The 15805-nt window shown below is 69.0% G+C and carries 14 protein-coding genes and 1 pseudogene; 5 read left to right on the top strand and 10 right to left on the bottom strand.

The window, feature by feature from the left end:
• Window positions 1-32 precede the first annotated feature (32 nt).
• Window positions 33-809, bottom strand: a complete 777-nt coding sequence (locus tag MQH10_RS04820; RefSeq protein WP_242562929.1) for a glutathione S-transferase family protein — start codon at window positions 807-809, stop codon at window positions 33-35.
• A gap of 84 nt (window positions 810-893) precedes the next feature.
• On the opposite strand from MQH10_RS04820, the gene MQH10_RS04815 reads away from it, so the two are divergent.
• Window positions 894-1628, top strand: coding sequence for a helix-turn-helix transcriptional regulator (locus MQH10_RS04815; protein WP_242562975.1), 735 nt, complete (start codon window positions 894-896; stop codon window positions 1626-1628).
• 16 nt (window positions 1629-1644) lie between these two features.
• Here MQH10_RS04815 and MQH10_RS04810 read toward each other — a convergent pair whose 3' ends face one another.
• The gene (locus MQH10_RS04810) at window positions 1645-3453 is read right to left on the bottom strand and encodes a methyl-accepting chemotaxis protein (protein WP_242562928.1); all 1809 of its coding nucleotides are present in this window, start codon (window positions 3451-3453) and stop codon (window positions 1645-1647) included.
• A gap of 259 nt (window positions 3454-3712) precedes the next feature.
• Between MQH10_RS04810 and MQH10_RS04805 the strand changes: the two genes are divergently transcribed.
• The 3 genes from MQH10_RS04805 to MQH10_RS04795 all read left to right on the top strand — a co-directional run bounded on the left by MQH10_RS04805 (window position 3713) and on the right by MQH10_RS04795 (window position 6038).
• Window positions 3713-4756 carry a helix-turn-helix transcriptional regulator gene (locus tag MQH10_RS04805; RefSeq protein WP_242562927.1) on the top strand — a complete coding sequence of 348 codons (1044 nt, stop codon included), beginning with the start codon at window positions 3713-3715 and terminating at the stop codon, window positions 4754-4756.
• A gap of 45 nt (window positions 4757-4801) precedes the next feature.
• Complete coding sequence (locus MQH10_RS04800; RefSeq protein ID WP_242562926.1) at window positions 4802-5437, top strand: flavin reductase family protein; 636 nt, start codon at window positions 4802-4804, stop codon at window positions 5435-5437.
• Window positions 5438-5528: 91 nt separating this feature from the next.
• Window positions 5529-6038 (top strand): DUF1993 domain-containing protein, encoded by a 510-nt coding sequence (locus MQH10_RS04795; protein WP_242562925.1) that lies wholly within the window; start codon window positions 5529-5531, stop codon window positions 6036-6038.
• Window positions 6039-6172: 134 nt separating this feature from the next.
• Here MQH10_RS04795 and MQH10_RS04790 read toward each other — a convergent pair whose 3' ends face one another.
• From MQH10_RS04790 to mutT, 4 genes are all read right to left on the bottom strand, one after another.
• Window positions 6173-7453: a DsbA family protein gene (locus tag MQH10_RS04790; protein WP_242562924.1), complete on the bottom strand. Its 1281-nt coding sequence runs from the start codon at window positions 7451-7453 to the stop codon at window positions 6173-6175.
• 65 nt (window positions 7454-7518) lie between these two features.
• The gene (locus tag MQH10_RS04785) at window positions 7519-8388 is read right to left on the bottom strand and encodes a kinase (RefSeq protein ID WP_242562923.1); all 870 of its coding nucleotides are present in this window, start codon (window positions 8386-8388) and stop codon (window positions 7519-7521) included.
• 23 nt (window positions 8389-8411) lie between these two features.
• Window positions 8412-8540, bottom strand: coding sequence for a hypothetical protein (locus MQH10_RS26275; RefSeq protein ID WP_272886723.1), 129 nt, complete (start codon window positions 8538-8540; stop codon window positions 8412-8414).
• 32 nt (window positions 8541-8572) lie between these two features.
• The gene (gene mutT, locus MQH10_RS04780; RefSeq protein ID WP_242562922.1) at window positions 8573-8983 is read right to left on the bottom strand and encodes an 8-oxo-dGTP diphosphatase MutT; all 411 of its coding nucleotides are present in this window, start codon (window positions 8981-8983) and stop codon (window positions 8573-8575) included.
• A 307-nt stretch (window positions 8984-9290) separates the two neighbouring features.
• On the opposite strand from mutT, the gene MQH10_RS04775 reads away from it, so the two are divergent.
• A complete protein-coding gene (locus MQH10_RS04775) occupies window positions 9291-10742 on the top strand; it encodes a DEAD/DEAH box helicase (RefSeq protein WP_242562921.1) in 1452 nt (483 codons plus the stop codon).
• Window positions 10743-10801: 59 nt separating this feature from the next.
• Here MQH10_RS04775 and MQH10_RS04770 read toward each other — a convergent pair whose 3' ends face one another.
• From MQH10_RS04770 to MQH10_RS04755, 4 genes and pseudogenes are all read right to left on the bottom strand, one after another.
• Window positions 10802-12706 (bottom strand): alpha/beta hydrolase family protein, encoded by a 1905-nt coding sequence (locus tag MQH10_RS04770; protein WP_242562920.1) that lies wholly within the window; start codon window positions 12704-12706, stop codon window positions 10802-10804.
• Window positions 12707-12834: 128 nt separating this feature from the next.
• Entirely contained in the window at window positions 12835-13476 is a 642-nt protein-coding gene (locus MQH10_RS04765; RefSeq protein ID WP_272886738.1) for a tetratricopeptide repeat protein, read from the bottom strand.
• 38 nt (window positions 13477-13514) lie between these two features.
• A pseudogene (locus MQH10_RS27025) lies at window positions 13515-14093 on the bottom strand (tetratricopeptide repeat protein); the annotation flags it as partial.
• Window positions 14094-14376: 283 nt separating this feature from the next.
• Window positions 14377-15561 carry a tetratricopeptide repeat protein gene (locus MQH10_RS04755; protein WP_419720753.1) on the bottom strand — a complete coding sequence of 395 codons (1185 nt, stop codon included), beginning with the start codon at window positions 15559-15561 and terminating at the stop codon, window positions 14377-14379.
• Between the last annotated feature and the right edge of the window lie 244 nt (window positions 15562-15805).

Here is a 15805-nt window from a genome sequence, read left to right as displayed (position 1 = left end):
CTGCCCTCTCCCCGCAAAGCGGGGCGAGGGTCTCAGGCCGCCACCGCTTCCCGCGCCGCGCCCGCCCAGGCGAAGCCCGGGAAGTAGCAGCCCATCATCCGCTCCACATAGGCGACCAGATTGGCGAAACCCTCGGCCCGGCGGCGCAGGGGACTGTCGAAATAGGGCGTCAGCACGGTCGCCAGGATCCCGAAGGCCACCGCATCGACGCTGGTCGGCCGCTCGCCCATCAGGAACGGCTTGTCCCCCAGCTGGGTCGACAGCGCCCACAGCGAACGGGTCCCCAGCAGCACGATCTCGTCGGGGGCATGACGGCCGATCCCCACCGCCTTCAGATTGACCTCGACGGCCGCCTTCAGCCCGGCGCGCAGCTCGTCGCGCATCGCCTCCGGCGCCTGGTCGAACCAATGGGCCGGGCCCTTGTCGAAATTGGCCGGATCCATGAACCGGAACCAGGCCGAGGCCCAGCCGAGCTGGTTCTCGATCATCCGCTCATAGGCCCAGGCCTGGGCCCGTTCGGCCGCCGTCAGACCGGCGTCCAGGTCCACGCCATAGCGCGCCTCGATATGGCCGCGGATGAAGGTGGAATCGGCGATCCGCTCGCCCGCGTCCTCGATGAAGGGCAGCTGGCCCTTGGGCGAGTCCTCGCGGGCGCCCTGGGCGAAGCGGTAGGGAATGCCGGCCATGGCGAACTGGACCATGGTCTTCATCACATAGGGGCTGGTCTCCGGCAGGCCGAAACCCGGGCCGACGCCGTACACGGTGATGGGGTCCTGGGACAGGGTCCGGGGGGCGGCTTGGGCGGTCATGGCGGCGTCTCCTTGTTGACGCCCCCTGCCTATTGCCATCCTGCTGACATCGTGGTGGCAACAGCGGAGGTTCAGATGAGCGCCATGAGACGCGCCGACAGACTGTTCCAGATCATCCAGATCTTCCGCCGCTCGCGCCGGCCGATCACCGCCGACGCCCTGGCGCTGGAGCTCGAGACCTCCAAGCGGACGGTCTATCGCGACATCGCCGACCTGATGGCGCAACGGGTGCCGATCCGCGGCGAGGCGGGCATCGGCTACGTCCTGGACGGCGGCTACGACCTGCCGCCCCTGATGCTGACGCCGGACGAGATCGAGGCCGCGGTCCTGGGCGCCCAGTGGGTGGCGAGCCGCGGGGATCCGGCTCTGGCCCGCGCCGCCAAGGACCTGATCGCCAAGATCGGCGCCGCCGTGCCGGAGCGCCTGCGCCCCTATGTTCTGGAGCCCGCCTCGGGCACGCCGCCGGCCTGGAACGCCGTGCCGGACGCCATCGACATGGCCCGGGTCCGCGCCCACATCCACGCCGGCCGCAAGATCCGGCTCAGCTATCGCGACGAGACCGGCCAGGCGACCGAGCGGGTGATCTGGCCGGTGACCATCGGCTATCGCGACACCACCCGCATGCTGGTCGCCTGGTGCGAGCTGCGCGCCGATTTCCGCAGCTTCCGCACCGACCGGGTCGCTGACGCCGAGTTCCTGGAGGATCGCTATCCGGAACGCCCCGCCGTGCTGCGCGCCAAGTGGCGACGCACCACCGAGGCCCTGCGCCAGCAGTGGATGGCCAAACGGGGTGCGGCGGGGGCCGCTCCCAGCCGCTAGCAGCCCCGCGCGCGCCCTAGAACTCTTCCCAGCCGCCCTGGGTCGGGGCCGGGGCAGGCGCGCGGCCGCCGCCGACCGCCGCGGCGATCTTGGCGCGTTGCTGGGCCACGGGATTGGGGGCGGGGGCGTGCCGGCCCGGCTGGGCCAGGCTCGGCCGGCCGTCGCGGCTGGCGTTCACGCCGGTCTGGAACCGGGCCACCAGCTGGGCCAACTCGCGGGCCTCGGCCTTCAGGCTGGCGGAGGCTGCGGTCGCCTGCTCGACCATGGCGGCGTTCTGCTGGGTCACCTGGTCCATCTGGTTGACCGCCGTATTGACCTCGGCCAGGCCCGTCGCCTGCTCCTGGGACGACAGGGCGATCTCGGAGATAAGGCCGTCGATCTCGGCGACCTTGGCGACAATGCCCACCAGGGCCGTGCCGGTCTGATCGACCAGCTTCACGCCGCGATCCACCTGCGAGCTGGAGGTGGCGATCAGGGTCTTGATCTCCTTGGCGGCCTCGGCCGAGCGCTGGGCCAGAGCCCGCACCTCGGAGGCGACCACCGCGAAGCCCTTGCCGGCGTCCCCGGCCCGGGCCGCCTCGACCCCGGCGTTCAGCGCCAGCAGATTGGTCTGGAAGGCGATCTCGTCGATCACCCCGATGATCTGGGTGATCTGGTTGGACGAGGCCTCGATCTCGCCCATGGCGGCGACGGCGTCGCGCACCACGTCGCCCGAGTGCTGGGCGTCCGCTCGCGCGGTCGAGGCGGCGGTCGAGGCCTGGCGGGCCCCCTCGGCGCTGCGCTTCACCGTGGCGGTGATCTCGTCCAGGGCGGCGGCGGTCTCTTCCAGGCTGGCGGCCTGCTGCTCCGTCCGCCGCGACAGGTCGTCTGAGGCCGCGGCGATCTCGTCGGCCCCGCCGCCCACGGCGCCGGTCGCCTCCAGCACCGCGCTCATCGTCTGGTCGAGCATGCCGATGGCCTGGTTAAAGTCCGTGCGGATCTTCTCAAAGGCGGGATCCACCGGCTTGGTGACCCGATAGGCCAGATTGTTCCGCGCCAGCTGGTCCAGGCCGTTGGCGATCTCAGCCGTCGCCGCGACCCGGCCGGTGACGTCCGTCGCGAACTTCACCACCTTGGCGACCCGGCCCCGGGCGTCGAAGATCGGGTTGTAGGAGGCCTGGATCCAGACCTCCTTGCCGCCCTTGCCGATGCGCTTGAACTCGGCGGCGACGAATTCGCCGGCGTTCAGCTTGCCCCAGAAGGCGTCATACTCGGCCGACCGGGCATAGGTCGGCTCGACGAACATCCGGTGATGCTGGCCTTTGATCTCCGCCAGGCTGTAGCCGAGCGTCTTCAGGAAGTTCTCATTGGCGGTCAGCACCTCGCCGCCCGGCGTGAACTCGATGACCGCCTGCACCCGCGAGATGGCGTCGATCTTGCCCTCGAACTCGGCGGTGCGCAGCTTCTCCGCCGTAATGTCGGTGGCGACCTTCACCACTCGCGTGACCACGCCCTTGGCGTTGACGATCGGATTATAGGAGGCCTGGATCCAGACCTCGCGCCCGCCCTTGCCGATCCGCAAATATTCCCGCGCATCGAACTCGCCGCGCCCGAGCTTGGTCCAGAAGGCGGCGTAGTCGGGGCTGCGGGCATAGTCCGGCTCGACAAACATCCGGTGGTGCTGGCCCTGGATCTCTTTCAGGCTGTAGCCCAGCGCGCTGCAGAAGTTCGCATTGGCGGTGAGGATCTTCCCCGTCGGATCGAACTCGATGATGGCGAGGGAGCGGTCGAGCGCCTGCAGCGTCGCCCTGGCTTCGCCTCCAGACCCAATTTTGGCGCCAAACACGTCGTGCTCCTTGCGATGCGACGAGATTTTCGTCGAACACCGTGATCTGCTGGAACATGTTGATGATTGGTTACGAATCCAGTCGCCACGGAATACTCAGAATATTTTGCGACAAGATGACCCGGGACATTCCCACCAAAATGAGTTGCTTTCGGGAAGTTATGTCTAATATTGAGTCACTATGCAGAAACGGAACCTCCGAATGCAGGCACGGAACAATTCTCTTCTTCCGACAGTTCGCTAGGGAATTTGCAGCCTAATGGCGACCTGGAGCCTGGCCGAGGTCGGACATTTCGACGCTCGCTTCCCGGCGTCATCCGCGCCGCTCGCCGCGCACCCGATCTTCCGGTCCGGCGACCGTGATGGCCTGGCCCTGGAGCTCGACCGGAACTATGGCGCGGCCCTGAACGCCGCCCGGGTCCGAGACGGCGCAGTGGCCGGCATGGCGAACCGCGCCGAGGTGGGCGGGGTCCATCTCCACTATTGCCACTACAAGCCCGCGGTCGAGATCGCCTTTTCGAGCATGGCGGGCCTGAGGCAGATGATCTGCCTCGCGGGCGCCGGGGTCTTCGTCCGGGGCGGACGGCGGCTGAGCGTGGATCCGGCGACGACCGGAGTCCTTCCCCCGGGCTCGGACTTCGAGGCCCACTATGACGAGGACTATCAGCAACTGGTCCTGCAGTTCGACGAGTCGGCCCTGCATCGACGGGCCGAGGCGATCACCGGCTCGCCCTTGCCGGCCGAACTGGGGGTGACCTTCATGCAGGGCGAGAGCCAGCGCGCGCGCCTGCAGTCCGTCGCCATTGCGCGGGCCTTGGCTCAGGTCCTCTCCCTGGAGGGCGCGGCGACCGGGATCACGGCGACAGAACTGGCCAACGCCCTGGCCGGCGCCTTTCTCCTCGAGAACGTCCCCGCCTTCGCCGAGCGGATCGCCGCGCCGGCCCGGGAGGCCTCCCCCGCCAAGACCCGCCAGCTGGAAGACTACATCCAGCAGAACTGGAACCAGGCGATCAGTGTCGAGGACGTCGCGGCCGCCTGCGGGGTGAGCGCCCGCAGCGTCTTCGCCCAGTTTCGCAAGCACCGGGGCCTGACGCCGCTGGCCTATCAGCGAAACCTCCGGCTCGACCAGGCCCGGCGCATGCTGCTGTCCCCGGACAACAGCCTGTCGGTGATCGACGTGGCCATGGCCTGCGGCTTCGCCAGCTTCGGCCACTTCGCCCGCCGCTACCGCGACCGGTTCGGGGAGCTGCCCTCCGCGACCAAGGTTCGCCGGGAATGGGTCGCCGGCCACGACCTTCGATAAGGCCAGGCCCTATCGCCCCGCCGCGTCCGGCCCTAAATCCCCCTCATGGCCGACCACACCGCGCACGCATACGAACCCGCCCAGGGCCATGGCCTGAGGCATGATCCGTTCAACGCCATCGTGGGCCCGCGCCCCATCGGCTGGATCTCCTCCCAGAGCGTGGAGGGCGTGGTGAACCTCGCCCCCTACAGCTTCTTCAACGCCTTCAACTATGTCCCGCCGATCATCGGCTTCTCGACCATCGGCTGGAAGGACAGCGTCGCCAACATCCAGGCGACCGGTGAGTTCGGCTGGAGCCTGGCCACCCGCCCCCTGGCCCAGCAGATGAATCTCACCTGCGCCCCGGCCCCGCCGGAGATCGACGAGTTCGAGGTCGCCGGCCTGACCAAGGCGGCCTCCAAGCTGATCGCCCCGCCCACCGTCCTGCAGAGCCCGGTCAATTTCGAATGCCGCCTGACCCAGCTGATCCAGCTCAAGGCCGCCGACGGCCGCGAGCTCGACACTTGGCTGATCCTGGGCGAGGTCGTCGCGGTGCGCATCGACAAGGCCCTGATCAAGGACGGGGTCTATGACACCGCCGCCGCCCAGCCGATCCTGCGGGCCGGCCGCATGGGCGACTATTTCGAGATCACGCCCGACACGATGTTCGAGATGCGCCGCCCCCGCTGGCCGATCGAATAGCGGACTGGGGACGGATTGAGCCGGACCCATGGCAAGCTCGGCTCATAAGACCTATGTGCGCGGCTCAACCTTTTTGAGTTCGGAGCCGCCCTTGTCCCTCTACGACACCTCGATCCCCGTCTATCTGCAGATGATGCGCAACCTGTCGGCCATTCTCGACAAGGCCGCCGCCGACGCGACCGCCAAGGGCGTCGACATCCAGACCCTGCTGGACGCCAAGCTCGCGCCCGACATGCATCCCCTGTCCCGCCAGATCCAGATGGTCAGCGACGGCGCCAAGGGCGGCGCGGCGCGCCTGGCCGGGATCGAGCCCCCCAGCATGGCCGACACCGAGGTGACCCTGCCGGAACTCAAGGAACGGCTCGCCAAGACGATCGCCTTCGTGGAGTCGATCAAGCCCGAACAGGTCAACGGCCGCGAGGACGCCACCATCGAGCTGAGCTTCCCCGGTCGCACCATGACCTTCACCGGGACCAGCTTCCTGACCAGCTTCTCCCTGCCGAACTTCATGTTCCACGTGGTCACCGCCTACGCGATCCTGCGCGCCCAAGGCGCCCCGATCGGCAAGATGGACTTCCTCGCCGGCGCTCAGATGGCCTAGCCGTTCGCACCGCCTGCTCCCTCTCCCCGTTCGCGGGGAGAGGGCTGGGGTGAGGGGCCTTCCGCAGACGCCGGCTCACCCCCTCACCCTCCCCTCTCCCCCAGGGGGGGCGAGGGTTACTGGCGCTCCTCCGCCTACGGAATATCATCCTCCAGCATGCGCAGGCGATCCTGGCCCCAGTGGGCCGGCTTGCCGTTGACGCGGTAGGAGGGCGCGCCCCAGAGGCCGGCCTCGAACAGGGCCTGGCGGTTCTCCTCCGCCGCCGCCCGCCAGCTCTCATCGGCCAGGCCGGCGCGCACGTCATCCTCGGTCAGGCCGGCGCGGCGGGCGAGGTCGAACAGCACCCCATCCTCGGCCGGGTTGCGGCCATGGGCGAAGATCGACTGCAGGGCCAGCTCGCCGAACGCCTCCCCCTTGCCCAACGCCATGGCCCGCCAGAGCACCGCCATGGCCCGCTCGGTCGGGGCGCCCACCGGCTCGATCATCCGGCCATAGGGCATGGCCGAGCGCTCCGCCTCGCGCTTGGTGTCGAGCATGATGTAGCGGCTCTTGGCCGGCGGCACCGGCAGGCCGCGCATGATCATCGGCAGGATCGGCCGCAGGATGAGCTCGGCGCCGTAGTGCCGCGCCAGGATCCGCACCCGCGGGAAAGCAATGGCGACATAGGGACTGCGGAACGAGAACCAGAACTCGATGACCGGCTTGGTCCCCGGCGCCGCCGTCCGGTCCAGCCGCATGGGGCTGTAGGGCGCCAGCATGGCCGCGCCCGGCGACCGGTCCAGGCCCAGCCCCGCTAGCCGCTCCTCCAGGTGGTTCAGCCGGTCGACGCCCCAGTACCACTCCCCCTCAAACTGGAACATGCCGCCCAGATAGTGCCCCAGCCGGCGGCGCTCGGCCTCGCCCTCGGCCAGCACGGCGCGGGCCACCACTTCCGGCGTCGCGTCCTGGGGATCCAGATTGGCGCCGGCCCACAGGGCGGCGCCAATCTGCGGGGCGAGCGCGGCGAAGGCCTCCGGCTCGCGATGGGCCGCCAGCTTGCGCGCCGCCAGCATCGTGGTCTCCGCGTCCGGCAGCCGGGCGTGATCCGGAAAGCTCAGGCCATAGACCTCGGCCAGCCGGGCGGCGTCGCGCAGGCCATAGGCGCGCAGGCGCTCGCGCTCGGGCGCCGCCCCATCGTCCGGGGCCGGAACCAGATGGACCTTAAGGGCGATCCGGTAGCGCGCCGCCAGGGGCGCCAGCAGCTGGACCGCCAGGTGGCTGTAGGGATCATCGACCTGGTGGAAATAGCGAACGGTCGGCGCACGGCCGCTCAGGCGGCGGCGCAGCCCCTCGACATTGCGGCTCAGGTCGCGCCGGAACCGGCTGGTGATCAGGGCCGAGATCGGCGGCGTCAGCCGGTCGCGCAGCGTGGTCATGGGCGGTCCTCCCGAACGCCTTTATCGGCGCGTCGGGCGCATCACATATATTGACACCTACAATGTCAATTAGCCGCGATCCGGCGGCGCTGGGCGTCCAGGCGCACGGTCACATCCGCCCGCGCCGGCGCCTCGGCCAGGATGTGGCGGGTGATCCGCTCATAGTGGGCGATGAAGCGGCCGACCTCGGCGTCCGACATCGCCCGGCCCGGCCCCGCGCCCTCCCGCGCCAGCCGCGCGCGCAGCTTGCGCTCCTGCTCGATCCGCCAGGCCAGCACCACCTCGAAGGCCGGCGGCCGCAAGAGGACGAAGAGGTCAATGGGGTCGAACAGCCGCCGATAGGGCCCGGCCAGGGCGGCGTTGACATGGGCCCGCCAGGCGCCGTCCGGGTCCTCGTCGCGCTCCAGGGCGTTGACCGGTTCCGCCAGCGCCTCCTGCGGCTGGGCTCGCGCGCCTACGCACCAGCCCTCGAACAGCACCACATCGACCGGCGCCAGGACCACCGGCCAGTCGGCGCGCGGCGCCCGATCGTCGGCCGCCTTGTCGAAGCGCGGCAGGGCGACCTCGCCCGTCCCCTTCAGGGCCGCCAGCACCGCCAGGCCCAGATCCACGTCATGGGTGCCCGGAACCCCGCGCGTCGCCAGCAGCGGATGGACCTCGCGGGCCAGGACCTGGCGCTCAGCGCGGGTCAGATAGAGGTCGTCGAGCGACAGCACCGCCGTGGTCAGGCCTCGGGCCTGCAGCATCGCCGCCAGCCCGGCGGCGAGCGTCGACTTGCCGCTGGCCTGGGGTCCGCAGATCCCGACCAGGAATCCCGGCCCCCGGCGTTCCGCCAGCACCCTGTCGACCAGGGGCGCGCAGACCTCGCGCGCCGTCCGCGCAAATTCGGGGGGCAGGCGCTCGGTTTCGATGAATCGGGAAAGCCAGTCGTCCATGCGGACAGTCTAGCGGATCGGGCCTAGCTGATCGCGGCCTCGATGGTCGCGGCGGCCTTGTTCATCACCGCAAACAGCTTGGTCTCGAAGGCGCTGAAGATCGCCACCACCCCGAAGGACAAGACCCCGATCAGCAGCGCGTACTCGACCATGGTCGCGCCGCGCTCGCAGGCCCAGAAGGCCCTCAGATCAAATCGCGCAGCCAGGCGACCAGAGGCGCGTCGGCCGGCGGCATGGGATAGTCGCCGAGTTTGGAAGGCTTCACCCATGCCAGAGCCGAATGTTCCTTGGCGGTCACCAGGCCGTCCCACCGACGGCACAGATAGAGTGGCATCATCAGGTGAAAGGACTCGTAACTGTGGCTGGCGAACACGAAGGGCGCGAGGCAGGCGTTCGACACCGTGATCCCCAGCTCCTCGCTGAGCTCGCGGATCAGGCAGGCCTCCGGCGTCTCGCCCGCCTCCAGCTTGCCGCCCGGAAACTCCCACAGCCCCGCCAGCTGCTTGCCCGGCGGCCGCTGGCAGATCAGCACCCGGCCGTCGGCGTCGATGAGCGCCGCGGCGGCGACGAGGAGCATGGGTTTGGGATCGGTCATGGGTTGTCCATCGCGAGGCCGGGGAAAAATTGCAACGCCCTCGTCTCTTCGGCAAAGGCGAATCCCAGGCTTTCCTTGACTTTCCGCCCAAACTCCCGCATTGCCACGCTGCGCTGCAGCATAAGCCGCGCTATCGGCGTTCCAGTCGCGTGATGGTTCCGGGTTCGGAACCAGCCTGTCGAGCGCCCTGAAGAGATCGCATAGATCGCCCCGCCACGCGGGGGCTTTCCACAAATGACCCGCGTCCCCGCGACCCTCGCATCCAGCGATGGGCCGGTCTCGGCGCACATGTGAGAGATCTGACACTTTGACTCAATTCACCGACCTCGGCCTCGCCCCGCCGCTGCTCAAGGCGCTGGCCGACGAAGGCTACACCACGCCCACGCCGATCCAGGCGCAGGCCATTCCCGGCGTGATGTCCGGCCGCGACCTCCTGGGCATCGCCCAGACCGGCACCGGCAAGACCGCCGCCTTCGCCCTTCCCATCCTGCATCGCCTGGCCGCCGACCGTCGCCCGGCCACCCGCCGCAGCGCCCGCGTCCTGGTGCTGTCGCCCACCCGTGAGCTCGCCACCCAGATCGGCGAGAGCTTCAAGACATATGGCAAGCACCTCGGCGTCTCCGTCGCGGTCGTGTTCGGCGGCGTGAAGTATGGCGGCCAGATGCGCGCCATGGCCCCCGGCGTCGACGTCCTCGTCGCCACGCCCGGCCGTCTGATCGACCACCTGCAGGAAAAGTCCATCACGCTCCAGGGCGTGGAGATCTTCGTCCTCGACGAGGCCGACCAGATGCTCGACATGGGCTTCATCCTGCCGATCCGCCGGATCGTGAAGTTCCTGCCCAAGGAACGTCAGAACCTGTTCTTCTCGGCCACCATGCCGACCGAGATCGGCAAGCTGGCCTCCGAGCTCTTGAACCCCAACCCGCACAAGGTGTCGGTGACCCCCCAGGCGACCACCGTCGAGAAGGTCAGCCAGAAGGTCATCTTCGTCGAGAGCGCCCGCAAGCGCGCCCTGCTCAACGAGCTGTTCGCCGAACGCGACTTCAAGCGGGTCATCGTCTTCACCCGCACCAAGCGCGGCGCCGACCGGGTCGCCAAGTCCCTGGAGCAGGCCGGCGTCGAAGCCGCCGCCATCCATGGCGACAAGAGCCAGGGCCAGCGGGAACGCGCGCTTGCCGCGTTCAAGGCCGGTGAGGTCAAGGCGCTGGTCGCCACCGACATCGCCGCCCGCGGCATCGACGTCGACGCGGTCAGCCACGTCGTCCAGTACGAGCTGCCCAATGTGCCGGAATCCTATGTCCACCGGATCGGGCGCACCGCCCGGGCCGGCGCCAAGGGCTCGGCCATCGCCTTCTGCGGCGAGGAGGAACGCAACCTCCTGAAGGACATCCAGAAGGTCACCCGCCAGATCATCCCCAGCGAAGACCGTCGCAATGACCGCGGCCTGTCGGTCATGACCGCCCACATGCCGGCTGAGGCGACCGATCGCGCCGAGCGCGGCGAACGCGGCGGCGGCGGCGGCGGACGTCGCGGCGGCGGCGGCCATTCGGACCGCAAGCCGGAAGGTCGCTCCGACCTGCCGGGCGCCTGCGCAAGCAACGCAACCGCCCGGCCCGCGCCGGCGGCGGCGGCGGCCAGGCTGCGGCCGGCCGTCCCAGCGCCTCGACCAAGCCGATCGACCAGTCCCAGTTCAAGGGTCCCAAGCGCGCCGCCGCCGAACCGGCCAAGCGCTGGAGCCCGATCGACTAAGCCGGTCTGAACGCTGCGAGACCCAGAACGCCCCGTGGGAGACCGCGGGGCGTTTTTCGTGGGCCCGCCTCAGTTGGCCGGATTGTGCTTCTCGACGAAGGCCACAGCGGCGGCGAGCATGGCCTTGCGGCTGGGCTCCTTGGACAGCCAGTGGTCCTCGCCGGCCATGGTCACGAACTCCACCGGCTTCCCGGCGGCCTTCAGCGCCTTCTCCATCATCTTGCTCTGCTCGATCGGCACCACCGTGTCGTCGAGCCCGTGGATCAGCAGGATCGGCGCATCGGCCTTGGCGGCCTGCCGCACGGGCGAGATGTCGGCCAGGTTCTGGCCCGCCGAGGCGCCCGACAGGTCGCGCCAGAAGTTCACCCCCCGCATGTCGGACCCGTCGCGGACGGAATCCCAGGTGATCATGCGGCCGAAATCGCCGACCCCCGCCACCGAGACCGCGCACCGATAGAGCCCGTGCTGCAGGGTCACCCCGGCCAGGGCGGCATAGCCCCCATAGCTCGCGCCCACAATACAGGCCCGCTTGGGGTCGATGATCCCCTGGGCCGCCAGGGCGGCGACGCCGTCGGAGATGTCGGTCTGCATCTTGCGGCCGACCTCGCCATAGGCGGCCTTGCGGAACGCCTCCCCATAGCCGAGCGTGCCGCGATAATTGGGCTGGAACACCGCATAGCCCCGCGAGGCGAAGGCCTGGGCCCACCAGTCGAACTGCGCGCCGTCGCCCAGGACGATGGGCCCGCCGTGCGGCAGCACCACCAGGGGCAGGTTCTTCGCCGCCCCGCCCGGGGGCAAGGTCAGCGCCCCGTCGAGCGCCAGGCCATCGGCGGCCTTGTATTGGATCATGCGCACCGGGCCGACGTCCTCGGGCTTGATCAACGGATTGGCGTGGTCGATCCGCCGGGCCGATTTCTTGGGAATGTCCACCAGCCAGTAGGTGCCGGAATCGTCGGAGCCGTCGGTCAGCATGACCAGGTGGTCGAAGGTCTCGTCATAGGAGACCAGGGTCACGTTGAGACCGGGAAACGCCTTGCGGCTGGCGTCCACGCGGCGCTGGATCGCGGGGTCGAACATGTGGACCGCCCCGTTCGACCCTTCGCGCCAGCCGATCAACTGTCGGTTCAGCCGGCCGCGCAGCAGTTCGACGTCACCATGGGTCAACACCTCGCCCTCGCCGCCCTGCGAGACCTGGATCTCCCGCACCACGGTGTCCTGGTCGTTGCGCTCCCGCACCAACACCGTGCCCGGCGTCCGACCCAGACCCGCCAGGCGGACCTCCGAGTCGCCGGTCTGAGGCGAACGGGTGAGGAGGATGGGTCCGCTCCATTTTCCGGCCGTCAGCTTGAAGCCCTGACCGCGCGAGTCAAAGGCGCCGGTCGCCAGGAGGGCGCCATCAGGACCCACCGCCCAGTCGGTGTCGCCCGCGCCGGCCGGCGCGGCCTTATCGACCTTCCCGGTGGCCATATCCATGCGGTAGAGGTCGGGCCAGATCATCCGGCTCTGATAGGACGGGGCGATCTGATCATAGGTGTAGTCGGCGAAATAGCCGTACCAGCGATCACCGATGTGAGCCTGGCCGAACCAGCCGAACACCGCCGGCAGATAGGTGTGGGACTCCTTCATCAGGATGTAGCTGGCCTTGGTGTTCAGATCGATGTGAACCCCGCCCATCCATTCCATCTTCTCGAAGCTGAGATCCGGGATCTGCATGGTGGAGCTGCCGAACACCACCAACTGATCGTCGCCGATCCATTCGAGGTCGCGAACCTTGCTGTCGCCGACCGCCGCGACATAGACGGGCGTTCCGTCGGTCTTGCGCACGAACAGCCTGCGGGCGTCGCCGTCGCGGCCCACCAGGGCGAAGCTCTCCCCGCCGGGCGCCAGATCCACCAGGTCCACGGCGGGCAGGCGGCCATAGACCTCCAGGGGCGGCGCCGCGCGCGCCGCCGATCCGACGGCGAACGCCGCCATCGCGCAAATCCAGAACCGCAAGCTCATCCCCCCGTCACGTCGCGAACAACTGATCCGCGAGCCCCAAGGCGACTATTCCTCAAGCTGAGCCTTGGCTCAACCTCAAGTGGGACGGCACTGGACGGATTCTACTGCCCGCCTTCCGACAGCCGCGGCGGGCCGGGGGTGAAGTCCTGGAAGGCCGCGCCGATCTGCGGGTCGAGCGCCGTGGCCGCGTCGATGTCGGCCGAACCTTCCGCCAGCCGGCCGAGCGACATCCGCGCCACCCCGCGGGCGTAGAGCGCCTGGGGCGACTTCGGCTGGGCTTTGAGCGCCCGATCCAGATCGCCGGCCGCGCGGGCCATGTCGCCCAGCTGCATCCGCGCCAGCGCCTGGTCGACCAGGGCTTCCTGATAATCCGGGCGCAGCGCCACGGCCCGCTCGAAGTCGGCGAGCGCCCGGGCGGGCTCGCCCAGCATCTCCCAGACCCCGCCGCGCAGGACGAGCACGGCGGCGTCATCGGGGGTGAGCTTGAGCGCCTTGTCCAGGTCGGCCAGCGCCCGGGGCGCGTCGCCGAGCATGCGCCAGGCCAGGCCGCGATTGACCAGGGCCCCGGCCGCGTCCGGGGTGATGGCGAGGGTCCGGTCATAGTCGTTGATGGCCCGGATATTGTCGCCCTTGCGCTGCCAGGTGACCCCGCGGGCGAACAGGGTGGCGGCGTTGTTCGGGTCGGCGGCCAGCGACTGGTTGAAATCGGCGAGCGCGGCGTCGAGCTTGCCCACCCTGCGCAGGTCACGCCCCGCTCGGCCAGGATATTGGCGTCGCCCGGCGCCTCGGCGAGCGCAGCGGTGAAGTCGGCGACAGCCCGGTCGAACTCGCCCTTCAGCCGCCAGGCGACGCCGCGCACGAACAGGGCGTCGGCGTTGGGGCCGGGCTTCAGGGCCGCGGTCAGGTCGGCGATCCCCTGCTCCACCGCGCCCGCCAGCACCAGGGCCCTGCCGCGTCCGATCAGGGCGGGAACCGCGTCGGGGCGGAGCGCCAGGGCCTGGTCATAGTCGGCGAGCGCCAGCTCCAGATCGGCGCCGATCGTGATCCGGTCGTCGGCGCGCAGGGCATAGGGCGCGGCCCAGTCGGGGGCCAGGGTGATGGCCTGGCTGTAGTCGGCGATGGCGGCCGTGTGGTCGCCGGCCCCGTCGCGCAGCACGCCGCGGGCGACATAGGCCGAGGCGAGGCCCGGATCGATGGCGACCGCCAGGTCGAGGTCTTTCAGGGCCAGGGCGCTCTCGCCCCGCAGCCGGTGGATGTCGCCCCGCCGGAACAGGGCCTCGGCGTCGTCGGGCCAGCCGCGCACCGCGGCCTCGGCGGCGTCCAGGGCGGCGTCGAAGTCGCCGACCCTGCTGGCGGCCACCGCCTGGGCCAGCAGAGCTTCGCGCCGACCTTCCTGGCGACGCAGGGACTGGCCCAGCTTCTGGATCGCCTGCACCACCGGCTCGGCCGGAGGTCCGGGCGGGGCCGTGACGGCATGGGCGAGGATCAGGCGGGCCGCGGGCTCGGGCGCGGCGTGCGCGGCCGCAAGAGGGCTCAGCGCCAGCCCGGCCGCCCCGACGAAAGACAGGACGCGCCCGCGCAAACCCCACACCCCCGAATTGGCCGCCAGAACACCACGACCTCGCCCCGGGCCGCCAGCGCGATCAATCGGCGGTGGAATTAATTCGGCCCGGCGCCGCTATGGATGGCCTTCGGCGGGATCGGTCGGCCTGGCTGAAAGTCCTCAAAGCGCTGTCCGATCTTGGGATCGATCCGGGTCGCGGCTTCGATGTCGGCATGGCCGGCCTTGAGACGGCCCAGGGACAATTGCGCAAGACCACGCGCAAAGAGAATGGACGCTCGCGCGGAGCCAAAATCAGGGCCTGATCGAATTCCTGGACGGCGGCGGACCAGTCCCCCGCCGCCATTCTGGTGACCCCCCTCATATAGACCGGAAAATCCGAACGGGGCTCGAGCTTCGCGGCCTCATCGAAATCAGCGATACCGTCACTGTATTTGCCGAGCTCGTAAGAGAGCTCTCCCCGAATGATGTGGCCGAAAAAGTCGTTCGGACTCAATTCAAGGCCTCGATCCACGTCAGAGCCCGCCGCCGCGTAGTTTCGATGGCTGTGGTGTAGTTCGGCACGATCAAAATACGCGTCGGGGTCTTTCGGATCTAATTTGATGGCCTGATCATAGTCTGCCAGCGCCCGCACATCGTCGCCCTTCAGCGACCAAGTCACCCCGCGTTGATGCCAATTTCGGGCGTAGGTTGGAGCCAGGGCGATCGCGCGAGTATAGGCGTCCAACGCACGGTCCAGGTCCCCGTCCAGTTGCCACAGGTCGGCGCGCGCCCCCCAGGACAGATAACTGGCGTGCTTGAACGCCACCGCTCGATCGAAATCAGCGGAGGCGCGAACGTGATCTCCCTTCGCCCGCCAGGCCAGTCCGCGAATCCGAAAAGCCTCTTCCGTTGGATAGAGCGAGATCGCCCGGCTCAAGTCGGCGATTGCGGCGTCCATGTCAGACATGGTCCACAACACCCAGCCACGATCCCGCCAAGCTTGCGAGTAGGTCGGGAGAGCCGCCACGGCGCGATCAAAGTCATCAAGGGCGGCTTTGAGCTGATGGCGGCCGAACTCAATGTCACCACGCCCCGTAAGGGCGATGGCGTCGGCCGGATTGCGCGCCAGCGCTGCGTTAAACTCGTCGAGGGCAGGTTCCGGATGACCCAGAAGAAACAAGGTCATACCGCGGAAAGCGAACGCTAGCGAAGAGTCTGGGTCCAGGCGCTCGGAGGTATCAAAGTCTGCGAAAGCGCCATCGATGTCGGTCGTGAGGCTCCGCATCAAGCCTCTATGCGCGTAAAGTCTGCTATCATCGGGCCAAGATTGGATAGCGGCGTCGAGGAGCTTAACTGCGGCCTGCCGGTCGCCGCCCGGCCTCAGCAGATCATAGGCCTCCCTGATGACCGACTCTGGAGACTTGGACGCTGGGTCCTTGGCCTGGAGATTATCGACAGGGACGTTTGGGAGCTGTCGTTCAGCCTGAGCGCTAGCGACAAGTTGCACGGGCTGGCTATGGGCGGCTGCT

It is taken from the genome of Phenylobacterium aquaticum, from assembly GCF_022695515.1.
GTDB classification, from domain to species: Bacteria; Pseudomonadota; Alphaproteobacteria; order Caulobacterales; family Caulobacteraceae; genus Phenylobacterium; species Phenylobacterium aquaticum.
Note: the sequence above shows the minus strand (reverse complement) of the source record. Positions and strands in the feature narration are given on the sequence as shown.